Consider the following 10774-nt stretch of genomic DNA (forward strand, 5'->3'; position numbering starts at 1 on the left):
GCATCCCGGCCGGCGCCCGGAAGGGCGCGGCCGTTCCCTAGAATCGTAGTCACCACAACAGACGGTTCTGGAGAGAGGAACGACCGCTATGGACACTGTACACGAGGAGGCCCTGGCCGCGGCCGGCGTGCGCGCCGGACGACGCTCTACATGATGTGCGTGGACTCGAGTGCATGCTCCAGGCGCTCGTTGGCGCGGATGACGGGGCGGCGCAGCACGAGTCCCAGCAGCAGCGCTGGTACGAGATAGGCGGAAAGCAAGCCGAGCTCGATCCAGAAATCGTTGCCATATAGTCCGAACATCGCGGCGCGCAGGGCGCCTTCCGCGTGCACGAAGGGAAGCCACGGGTAGATGGCCTGAAAGACCGGTGGCAGCATCTGCTGGGGAAACGTTCCGCCGGCGCCCGCCACCTGCAGGACCATGAGCACCACGGCGACGGCCTTACCGACGTCGCCAAACGACGCGGTCAGCGCGAAGATGATGTTCACGAACACGAAGGATGCGGCGAGCCCTGCGAGCAGGAACAGGGCGGGATGCGCGCATTGAACTCCCAGGTAGCAAAGGTCGCCGCCACAGATCAGGAGCGTCTGGGCCGCTCCGAGCGCCGCGAAGAGCGCCAGCCGGCCTACGTAGGCCTGCGTCTGCGAGCATCCCGTCTGGGCGAGCGCGGCCGCGCTCGGCGTCGCCTTAATAAGCGCTGCGATCACCACGCCTCCGATCCAGATGGCGAGCACCGTGTAAAACGGCGTCATGGCCGACCCGTTGTTCTCGACGGGGAAGACGGCGTGGCGGTCCATCGTGATGGGCGCGGCGATAAACGATGCTAGGTCGACGGGGCTTGTCGTGAGGATCGCGCGCACGCTGTCAAGGTCGTTGTCGGCGAGCGCGGCGTGGATGCGACCCTGCAGGTCGCGCAGGTCATTTGCGGTGCCGTCAAGCGCCTGAGCCGTGTCGCCAAGTGAGGAGCGGGCGTTTCCGAGGCCGTCTGCCGCCGCCGCGGCGCTGTTCGAGATGGATGCCGTGATGCCCGAGAGCCCCTGCAGCGTGCCGTTCACGCCGGCAACCGCCTCGTCGATGCAGTCGGCGAGCTCGCCAAGCGTTCCCTTGAGTGTCGAGTCGTACGTCGATCGGGCACCCTCGAGGCTCGATGCCGCGTTCGCCACCATGCCGTGCAGCTCGCCGCGCGCGGCGTCAGCGTCCGTTGCCGCCTGAGCGATATCATCGGCGGTCTTGCCGATGCCCTTCGAGAGGTCCTCGAGTTCCGCGATCGCCTGCTGGACGCGGTCGTTGATGCCCTCGATGGTGAGGCTCGCCTCGTGGATGCGGGTAACCTGGAGCGACCCCAGCTCGTAGTGGTTTTCAAGGCTCTTCACGAGCGTGTCGCTGCCGGCAAGGTCATCGGAGAGCTGCCGCAGCAGTTCCAGCTGGCGGTCGACGGTACCCTGCACCTCGGCAAGGGCGCCGGATAGCTTGTCCGTCTGGCCGTTCGCGGTGTCGAAGGCCTGGTCGATGGCGGTGTCGATTCCGCTCAAGCCGGCCGCTCCCTGCTCGAGCGCGTCACCCGCGGATTCAGCCGCGCTGTCGATGGTATCGCCCAGACCACGCAGGCCATCGGCGCTCTGGGTCAGCGCCTCGGTGATGTCTTGCGTCGGTGCCGTGGCGCCGGCAAGCGAGCTGGAGCTCGACGAGATGAGCGCCTGCGAGGAGCCGAGCAGGTCTGCAAACGAGCGCGCCGTCTGCGCGGTGGTGCCGAGCGTGCCGGCTGCGGTCGAGAGCGCATCGTCGAGATGCGCAGCGAGCGGGGCGAGCTCCTCGTCATCCATCAGGTTTCCCAGCTCGTCGAGGGCGCCGGCGCCCACGTCGGTCACGGCGCGCGCGAAGCCCTCGTCGATGTCGCGCTGGATGGCGGCGGACGCCTTGTCGGTCACGATCTCGGCGATGGCGTTGGCCTTCTGGTTCTGGTAGAAGGCGACCTCCGCCTGCCGGGGGTTGTCGGAAAAGCCGCTCAGCAGGCAGGCCGAGAAATCCTCGGGAATCACGACGGCGGCGTAATAGGCGCCCGACTTGACGCCCTCGAGCGCCTCGTCGCGGGTGGTGGCGGTGTAGCCGATGGTGGTCGATGTGAGCAGGTTCTCGACGACGCGGTCGCCGAGGTTGAGTTCGATGGGAACGAGCTCGCTCGAGTAGCCTGCATCGTCGTTGGCGATGGCCACTTTCAGATTCCTCGTGTTGCCGTAGGGGTCCCAGCTGCCGGCGATGTTGAACCATGCGTAGAACGACGGAACCGCAACGATGCCCACGATGACGACGATGCTGACGGCGTTGGCGAAGGCATGCCGCGCGTCGCGGCGGATATATGACCAGATGGCGTGCATGATGCTACGACCTTTCTGCAGGGAAGCTGGACAGGTGGCGAGGGCGGCTGGCGCGTTGCGGCGCGGCTCCGGCGATCACGCCGAGCGCGCGGCTGTGCAGGTATTCCACGACGATCAGGTACGCGCAGGTGCCGGCGAGGGAGGCGATCCAGCAGATGAGCAGGGCGAACTTTGCGGGCAGGACGAACAGTGCGAGCAGCAGGGCGGCGGGCACCGCGGCGAGCGCGAAGAGTCCGCGCCGAACCAGCACGGGATAGTGCCGCTCGAATCGCTGGGCGCGCCCAGGGCTTGAAACCCAGATTCCGGCGCTCGCGAAGCGCTCCGATCCAGCGGCAAGGGAATCTTCCGCGCCCGTGTGCTCGGCGATCATGAGGTCGGTCTCGGCGAGGCGGCGATCGAAGAGCGTGTTGATGCCCACGAGATGCCGCCGCGCGCCGACACCGATGATGAGCGCCGGTACGGCGAACAGCAGCAGGGTCGCCAGGCAGCGCAGGTAGGTATCGCCGTAGAATCCGGCAACCGCCTCGCGCATGGCGTCGATGCCGTAGGTGAAGGGCAGCCAGGGGTGCAGCGCCTGGAAGAAGCCGGGCATCATCTCGATGGGATAGGTGCCCGAGGTGCCGGGAATCTGAAGCACGACGAGCAGGACTCCGAGGGCCTTGCCGATGTGCTTGAAGGCGACGGCGAGCGCATAGACGAACAGCACGTACACGAGCGATTCGACCATGCCTGCGAAGATGTACGCCACAGGCGATACGCACTGGACGCCGAGCACGATATCGCCCGTGCAGCAGACGATGGCCTGCACCTGTCCCAACAGCGCGAGCAGAAGCCATCTGCCGAAGAAGCCCTGCCAGGGCCGGATGGTGCCGATGCCCTCGGTGTCGACCTCCAGCTTGTAGATGGCTACGAGCACGAATCCTCCGACCCAGAGCGCCAGGTTGGTGTAGAAGGGCGCCACGCCTGAACCGTAGGTGCTCACGGGGAAGACCGCATGGGTGTTGAGTGCCACGGGCGCGCCCATGAACGAGCCGACCTCGGTGGGGTCGAGGGCGATGAGATCCGACAGACCGCGGAAGGTCTGCGCACTCTCGAGGGCATCGAGGTCGCTCGCGAGGTCGCCGATGCCGTCTGCCGCCTCGCGCAGCGAAGCGGCGGTCTGGTCGATGGTGCCCGCACCCTGCTGCAGCAGGGTGTCGAGCTGGTCGAGCGTCGAGTTCGCCTGCGACGTGAGGGGGCCGATCGAGTTCAGCGTGCCTTCGAGGTAGCCGCCTGCATCGGCAAACGTATCGAGTGCCGACGAAACGCCCGGCCCGATTACGGTGGCGAGCTGCGTCTGCAGGCCGCTCAGGGCCTGGTTTCCCTGCTGTATGGCATCGTTGACCACACCCGACAGGTTGCGCACGTCGTCGGCGGAGGCCTTGATGTCATCGGAAAGCGCCTGCAGGCGGTCGAGCTGGGCCAGCTGCTCGTCGGAGAGGCTGATCAGCGCCTGAATCTCCTTGTCGAGCTGCATTACCACCTGCGTCTGGATAGCGGATTGCCCATCTTGGCCCTCGGTTTGCTCGAGACCGACGATGGTGGTGCGGGTGAGCTCAAGGGAGGTCTTCAGGTTCTGAACCGTGCCGTTGAGGGAACGAATCTGCGTGATGGCGGCATCGACCTTCCCCTGCGCCCAGCCGATATCGCCGGCGATCTCGCCGATATCGTAGGCGGCGGTCGAGGAGATGCCCGCGATTGCTCCCGCTCCTGCCCCCAGGTCGCCCGCGAGATCGGTCGCAAGCGCCTGCGTGCCTGCCCGTGCGTCGCCGAGCACGCCCATCGCGTGGTCAAGGGAGTCGGCAAGCGTGTCTGCCGACGACGAGATCTGGTCCAAGGAGGCACGTGCGCCATCGATGGCCTTGCGCGATGAGGCGATAAGCCGCTGCGCGTCGCCGAGGCTGTCTGTCTGTGCGGTAAGCCCGTCGGCGGCGCTGCGCAGCTTTCCCGCCGTGCTTCGCACCGCCTGGTCCGCATCGTTGGCCATGGAGGCGGCGGAGCCCTTGAGCTTTTCGGCAACCGTATCGCCCACGACGTGCAGAAACTCGCTTTCGATCTGCGTTTCGAGCGTGGTCGCTCCCGTATCGGTCACCTTGGGCGCGATAGCGTTTGCCTTCTCGTTGACGTAGTAGGCGAGGTGCGCCGGTTCCGTTTTGCCATCGAGCACGCCGGCGAGCGTGGCGGAGAAGTCGCGCGGGATCACGAAGGCCGCGTAGGCGTGGCCTGCCTCGACCTCGGAGATAGCTTCGTCTTCGGAGGCGGCGAACTCCCAGCCGAGTTGATGGTTCTCTTCGAGCTTCTCGCGGATCATCGAACCTGCGTTCACGAATCCCATGTCGGGGATGGTTGTGCCCTCGTCTTCGATGACGACGGCGACGGGAACGGTTCCGGTGTTCTCGTACGGGTTCCAGTTGGCCAGGATGTTGATCCACGCGTAGAGCGACGGGATGATGCACACGCCGAGCGCGATGACGATAGCGGCGGGATTGCGCGCGATGCGCTTGAGGTCGCGGACGAAGATCCGCAGTATGGTGTTCACGGTGGTCCCCTCTGAAGCAAGCATGCAGGTGTTGAAGGACTGTATCCCCAGATTGACACCTTATGCACCTCTATCAAAGATTTTTGAAAAAGATTCAAAAATCTTAAGCGATGGTACACTTTCTGAAGGCGGAATCTACGACGGGAGGTGGCAATCGTGGCAAAGCAGGCGGGTCAACCAGGGATGCATCCCGGCGCGAAGACATCTAAGAGCGCGGCGACGCGCGAGAGGATCATGGAAGCTGCGACCGACCTCATGATCGAGCGCGGGGGCACCGGCTTTCAGATCGGAGAGGTCTCGGAGCGCTGCGGCATGTCCAAGGGCGCGCTCTACTACTACTTTGCCGACAAGGGAGCGCTTGTCCAGGCGATCTTCGACCGATCGATGGAGGGGCTCGTTTCCGATGTCGAGGCGGTTGTCGCGCAGGCGCCGTCTGCCCGTGCGTCGATCTTGGGCCTCGTTGAGGCTGTCGCCCATGCCGTCCAGCCGGGCAGTGCGCTCACGTTGGCGCTCGCCCACGGTCTGTGGGATGTCGAGCACGAGGTGCTTCCGCATATCAAGGAGCACATGGAGCGCATCATCGCGGTGCTCGAGGCGCAGCTTGAGCGCGCGAAGGTCGAGGGGCTCGTGCGCCCGGGCACCAACAGCCACTTGGTAGCGGTCGCCATCATCGGTGCGTTCGCCATCACGGAGTACGCAGGCGAAGGGGTCGATACGGGTGACGATACCGAGGCGTTCGTCCATGGCGTGCTCGACGTGGTGTTCCACGGTATCGGTGTGCGTGCGGGGGAGCACGACGCATAGGGGACGCCGTGTCATGCATCTTGCCCCCAGCAGGGCAGACTGGAGGCTCAGTGCCGTGAGATTATGCACGTGATACCGCGCGTTAGCAGTGCAAAGCGGGGCCGGGGATCAAATCCGCGACTTTTGAGATATCTCGAATTAATAGGTTGAACTGCGCTCGAAGAAGGGCTGATTCTATGCATGGAGAAATCTCCGACCTGCAGAAATAACATTGCGATATACATGAAGCCAGAAAGGTTCAAACCATCGCGATGAATACCCTCTCAAAAGTCGTGTTTTTGATACCGGCTGCTGGAGAGCGGGTCTTTCATGGCGCGCGATAGGGCCTGGCGAAGCGATATGATGGGGATGATACGCCGGGGTGCGGCCGATGACATCGCCTGTGCCGCGTCCAAGGGGCCGCGCTATGCAAGAGCGCCATCGAGAAGGAGGCCGTATGTCCAAGATCGCATCCGAATACCTCGATTTGATTGCTCGCCGCTATTCGTGTCGTCGTTTCCGCGACGAGCAGATCACAGATGACGAGCTGGCAATGTTGCTCGAGGCGGCGCGCCTGTCTCCATCTGCCCGCAACTACCAGCCGACGCGCCTGTGCGTGGTGCAGGATGCGGAAGGGCTGGCCAAGATCGACCGTTGCACCGCGTGCCGCTACGGCGCCCCGACGGTGATCATTGCCGCCTATGACGAGCGCTGCTCCTCACATCCGGTTCCCCCGAAAGGACCAGAGACCTGCGATTTCGGCGATATCGACACGACGATTGCGCTCACCAACATGGACAACGCCGCAACCTCTCTCGGCCTTGCAGCCTGCTGGGTGGGAGCTTTCGACCACGATATGGCCCGCGAGCTGTTCGGCGTGCCAGAGCATTACCGCCTCGTCGACCTGCTGATGGTCGGCTATCCCGACATGGACCCGAGTCCCAAGCACGTCGAGCGCCGGTCACTCGACGAGATGGTCGCTCGCGAGACGTTCTGACGCGTCTTTCCAAGAAGCCTCTGCATGAAAAAGGGCGTTCCGCATTTGCTGCGGAGGGGATGCGGACATTTTCTTGTACCGGCCTACGCTGCCAGCCCGAGCCGCCTCCTGCGGCCCGCGATCGTGTCGTACACGGTCCCGCCGCCCTCGTCGAAGGCCTTGAGGCGGCCCTCGCGGTGCCAGCGGATGTAGGCCGACAGCGCCTCCATGAACCCCTCGGCGGTGACGCCGGACCAGTCGCGGCCGAAGAAGAACTCGACCTTGAGCCTGCCGAAGAAGCCCTCGCAGGCGGCGTTGTCCGGGGAGTGGCCCTTGCGCGACATCGACCTGGTGACGCCCGCGGCCGCGCAGTCCCGCACCCAGTCCGGCGTGCGGTAGTGCCACCCGCGGTCGGAGTGCAGGGTGAAGCCGCCACCGGTCGCCACCACGGCGCCCTCCAGCATCTCGGCGACGAGCGCCTTCGAGGGGCTACGAGGACACCGACGGCGAGGGCCGCTTGGAAGAGCTCTCCATCCCCACGTTTTGGGCAACGCGCGATAAAGGCCCGATAGCTCGTCTGCACGCGCCCACAGCCACGTCGCGCTCCTGTTGGATAGTTGCGGATTGGCCGCTCTTGCGATGGCGGGGTTTCTCGACGGTTCCCGCGGCGACTTTTCTCATTCGATTTGCGGTTTTTGGACATTTTTGATACATACGAACGATTTTGTCTGTGCAACCAGCGGCGTCTGCAAGGATGCGAGTTGTATATTGCTATAAAATAATACGAAATAGACATATGAAGAAGAGATTTTGCCTCCAGTATTGAGACTGATTCCTATTGAATCTTCCCCCGCGGCCTGAAAAAACGATCAAATCGTTCGTATTTATCAAAAATGTCCAGAATCGGCAAACATGGAGGAAAAATCTGGAAAGACGTTCGGTCTTGAAGGAATGGTACGCAAAGCGCCCGCCGTCCCGAAGGGCGGCGGGCGCTTTCGTGCGCGACAGACGCGCGGCAAGCATGGGGCGCGCGTCGAAGGCCGACGGCTGACGCCGAGGCGGCCGTCGAGCCTATCGAACGTCGATGGTGACGTTCACCTCTTGTACGGGCACGTCGTAGAATGGATCCTCGCGACGTCCCAGGAAGTCGCGGGCCTGCTCGGGGAACAGTGCGTAGGACAGCACGTCTTCCTCTGAGTGCGCGTAGCAGGAGATCTCTTCGCGCAGGCGAGGCATCTGCGGCTCGATGAGGTCTGCCGGACGGCAGGAGATGACCTCGTCGTCGCCGATGATCTGCTTGCGGATGCTCTTCGAGATGGAGACGGGCGGACGTCCGTACATGCCGCGCACGTAGTCGCGGATCTCCTTGGGGACCACCTTATAGCGCTCGCCGGAGAGCACGTTCATAAGGGCCTGAGAGCCCACCATCTGCGAAAGCGGGGTCACGAGCGGGGGATAGCCCAGCTCGGCGCGAACGCGCGGCACCTCGGCGAGGACCTCGTTGTAGCGGTCGCTGGCACCGAGGTCGGCGAGGTTGCTGATCAGGTTGGAGAGCATGCCGCCGGGCACCTTGTACAGCAGCGCCTTGGGCTCGACCTCGAGCACCTTGGGATTGAGCCCGCCGTCGGCGATGAAGCGGTCGCGAACGCCGGCGAAGTGCTTGGCGATCTGATCGAGCTCGTCGACATCGAGTCCGGTGTCATAGCCGAGGGCGTCGAGCGCGATCGCGAGCGACTCGGTCGCAGGCTGCGAGGTGCCCTCGGCAAAGGGCGACAGGCACGTGTCGATGATGTCGGCGCCCGCTTCGACGGCCTTGAGGTAGGTCATCTGGGCGATGCCCGCGGTGCCGTGGGTGTGCACCTGCAGCGGCAGGTCGGTGTTCTGCTTGATCTCGTGCACGAGGTCGTAGGCGACGTCGGGGGTGAGGACGCCCGCCATGTCCTTGATGCAGATGGAGTCGGCGCCGGCGCGCTCCATCTCGTTGACGAGCGACACGAAGTAGCGGATGGTGTGCACGTCGCTTGTGGTGTAGCAGATCGCCGCCTGCACCTCGCCGCCCGCCTCCTTGGCGGCGCGGATGGAGGTCTTGAGGTTGCGCGTGTCGTTGAGCGCGTCGAAGATGCGCAGGATGTCGATGCCGTTCTCTACGGACTTCTTGACGAATGCCTCAACGACGTCGTCGGCATAGTTGTGATAGCCCAAGAGGTTCTGGCCGCGCAGCAGCATCTGAAGCTTGGTGTGCTTCACGTTCGCGCGAATGGTGCGCAGGCGCTCCCAGGGGTCTTCGTTGAGATAGCGCAGGCAGGAATCGAAGGTCGCGCCACCCCACACCTCGAGCGCCTCGAAGCCGCACGAATCGAGCGGCTCCAGCATGGGGACCATGTCCTCGATGGGCATGCGCGTGGCGATCTGGCTCTGCTGGCCGTCGCGCAGGATGGTCTCCATGAAGCGAATCTTACGGGTCATGTGCGTTGCACCTCCTTCAAGGTTGCAAAAGGGTTACTCGCTCTCGGGCGGGAACATCCGTGAGAGCACGAGCGAGACGAGGTAGATGATGAACATCACCAAGAAGATGCCGCCCCAGCCCAGGCCGAGGATCTCCACGGCGATCAACAGGTTCTCAGACATGTGTCACGCCCCTTTCTAGAGCAGCAGGCCAAGGATGAGGCCGCCGGCCACAACCGAGGCGATCTGTCCGGCGACGTTGGCGCCGGCAGCCTGCATGAGGATGAAGTTCTGCGGGTCTTCCTCGGTGGCGAGCTTCTGGATGACGCGGGAGCTCATGGGGAAGGCGGAGATGCCCGCAGCGCCGATCATGGGGTTGATCTTCTCCTTGCGGAACAGGTTGAGGAGCTTGGCGAACATGACGCCGCCCACCGAGTCCATGACAAAGCCCACGAGGCCGAGCGCCATGACGATGAGGGTGTCGACCTGCAGGAACTCGCCTGCCTGCATGCGTACCGACACGCACAGGCCCAGCAGGATCGAGATGAGGTTCACGAGCTCGTTTTGGGCGGTGTTGGACAGGTTGTTGAGCACGCCGCACTCGCGCAGCAGGTTTCCGAACATCAGGAAGCCTACGAGCGGTAGCGAGTCGGGCGCGACAAGGCCTGCGACGATGCAGATGATGACGGGGAAGAGGATCTTCGCCGTCTTGGAGACCGCGCGGGGGTTGTAGGTCATGCGGATGCGGCGCTCCTTCTTGGTGGTGACCGCCTTCACCGCGATGGGCTGGATGATGGGCACGAGCGCCATGTATGAGTATGCGGCGACCATGATCGCGCCCATGTATTTCGATCCGAGCGAGTTTGCCACAAAGATCGAGGTGGGGCCGTCGGCGGCGGCGATGATGCCTGTCGAGGCGGCGTCGACGATGTCGAAGCCCAAAAGGGTGGCCACGATGATCACGAAGAAGATGCCAAACTGAGCGGCGGCTCCGAAGAGCAGAAGAAACGGGTTCGAGAGCAGGGGACCGAAGTCGATCATCGCGCCGATGCCGATGAAGAGCAGAAGCGGGAAGAGCTCGGTCTCGATGCCCATATTGAAGAGCACCTGGAACGGGCCGTCGGCGCCTCCGGTGGCAAGCACGCCGGAGTTGGGGATGTTTACCAGGATGGTGCCGAGTCCCATGGGCACGAGCAGCGTGGGCTCGTACTCCTTCTTGATGCCGAGATACATGAGAATGCAGCCGATGAGGATCATCACGATGCGGCCCGGTTCGGCTGCGAGCCCCATCACTCCTTCAATCAATACTTCCAACGGGATACCTCACTTACGGTCGCGCGAGACGCCCGTCCGGCCTCGTCCTGGCCAGACGGCTGCGGCGCGAGGGGTGCTGACAGTTCCTATTCGATGCTGAAGAGCGTGTCGCCGGGGTTGACCATATCGCCCTTGGCGACGTTGATCGAAGCGATGACGCCGTCCTTCTCGGCGACGATCTCGTTCTCCATCTTCATGGCCTCGAGCACCATGACGCGCTGGTTGGCGGTCACGGAGTCGCCCACGTTGACGTGGACGTCGATGATCTTGCCGGGCATGGGGGCCGTCTGCACGTGGGTGCCG

General features: G+C 63.9%; 9 protein-coding genes. 2 read left to right on the plus strand and 7 right to left on the minus strand.

Annotated features, from left to right (window positions below):
- Window positions 1-146: 146 nt before the first annotated feature.
- Window positions 147-2375: a YhgE/Pip domain-containing protein gene (locus H6A15_RS09705; protein WP_204673557.1), complete on the minus strand. Its 2229-nt coding sequence runs from the start codon at window positions 2373-2375 to the stop codon at window positions 147-149.
- Window positions 2376-2379: 4 nt separating this feature from the next.
- Window positions 2380-4953 (minus strand): YhgE/Pip family protein, encoded by a 2574-nt coding sequence (locus H6A15_RS09710; protein ID WP_204673558.1) that lies wholly within the window; start codon window positions 4951-4953, stop codon window positions 2380-2382.
- Window positions 4954-5187: 234 nt separating this feature from the next.
- Between H6A15_RS09710 and H6A15_RS09715 the strand changes: the two genes are divergently transcribed.
- Together H6A15_RS09715 and H6A15_RS09720 are read left to right on the plus strand one after the other, a co-directional pair.
- Complete coding sequence (locus tag H6A15_RS09715) at window positions 5188-5757, plus strand: TetR/AcrR family transcriptional regulator (protein WP_204673559.1); 570 nt, start codon at window positions 5188-5190, stop codon at window positions 5755-5757.
- A gap of 436 nt (window positions 5758-6193) precedes the next feature.
- A complete protein-coding gene (locus H6A15_RS09720) occupies window positions 6194-6733 on the plus strand; it encodes a nitroreductase family protein (RefSeq protein ID WP_204673560.1) in 540 nt (179 codons plus the stop codon).
- 83 nt (window positions 6734-6816) lie between these two features.
- Here the strand turns inward: H6A15_RS09720 and H6A15_RS09725 are convergent, their stop codons facing one another.
- From H6A15_RS09725 to H6A15_RS09740, 5 genes are all read right to left on the minus strand, one after another.
- Window positions 6817-7263, minus strand: a complete 447-nt coding sequence (locus tag H6A15_RS09725; RefSeq protein WP_204673561.1) for a DDE-type integrase/transposase/recombinase — start codon at window positions 7261-7263, stop codon at window positions 6817-6819.
- 520 nt (window positions 7264-7783) lie between these two features.
- Entirely contained in the window at window positions 7784-9178 is a 1395-nt protein-coding gene (locus H6A15_RS09730; protein ID WP_204673562.1) for an oxaloacetate decarboxylase subunit alpha, read from the minus strand.
- 33 nt (window positions 9179-9211) lie between these two features.
- Window positions 9212-9340, minus strand: coding sequence for an OadG-related small transporter subunit (locus tag H6A15_RS10605; RefSeq protein ID WP_275060855.1), 129 nt, complete (start codon window positions 9338-9340; stop codon window positions 9212-9214).
- A 15-nt stretch (window positions 9341-9355) separates the two neighbouring features.
- On the minus strand, window positions 9356-10471 hold the full coding sequence (locus H6A15_RS09735) for a sodium ion-translocating decarboxylase subunit beta (RefSeq protein WP_204673563.1): 1116 nt from the start codon (window positions 10469-10471) through the stop codon (window positions 9356-9358).
- 86 nt (window positions 10472-10557) lie between these two features.
- On the minus strand, window positions 10558-10774 hold a 217-nt coding region (locus tag H6A15_RS09740), incomplete at its 5' end, for a biotin/lipoyl-containing protein (protein ID WP_204673564.1).

Origin of the sequence: Enorma phocaeensis, from assembly GCF_016901575.1 — a bacterium.
In the GTDB taxonomy this organism is placed as follows: domain Bacteria; phylum Actinomycetota; class Coriobacteriia; order Coriobacteriales; family Coriobacteriaceae; genus Limicola; species Limicola phocaeensis_A.

Bases quoted from the DNA above. Each gene is read 5' to 3' on its own strand.
- H6A15_RS09705 (WP_204673557.1), bottom strand. From the start codon at position 2,375: ATGCACGCCATCTGGTCATATATCCGCCGCGACGCGCGGCATGCCTTC.
- H6A15_RS09715 (WP_204673559.1), top strand. From the start codon at position 5,188: ATGGAAGCTGCGACCGACCTCATGATCGAGCGCGGGGGCACCGGCTTT.
- H6A15_RS09720 (WP_204673560.1), top strand. From the start codon at position 6,194: ATGTCCAAGATCGCATCCGAATACCTCGATTTGATTGCTCGCCGCTAT.
- H6A15_RS09730 (WP_204673562.1), bottom strand. From the start codon at position 9,178: ATGACCCGTAAGATTCGCTTCATGGAGACCATCCTGCGCGACGGCCAG.
- H6A15_RS10605 (WP_275060855.1), bottom strand. From the start codon at position 9,340: ATGTCTGAGAACCTGTTGATCGCCGTGGAGATCCTCGGCCTGGGCTGG.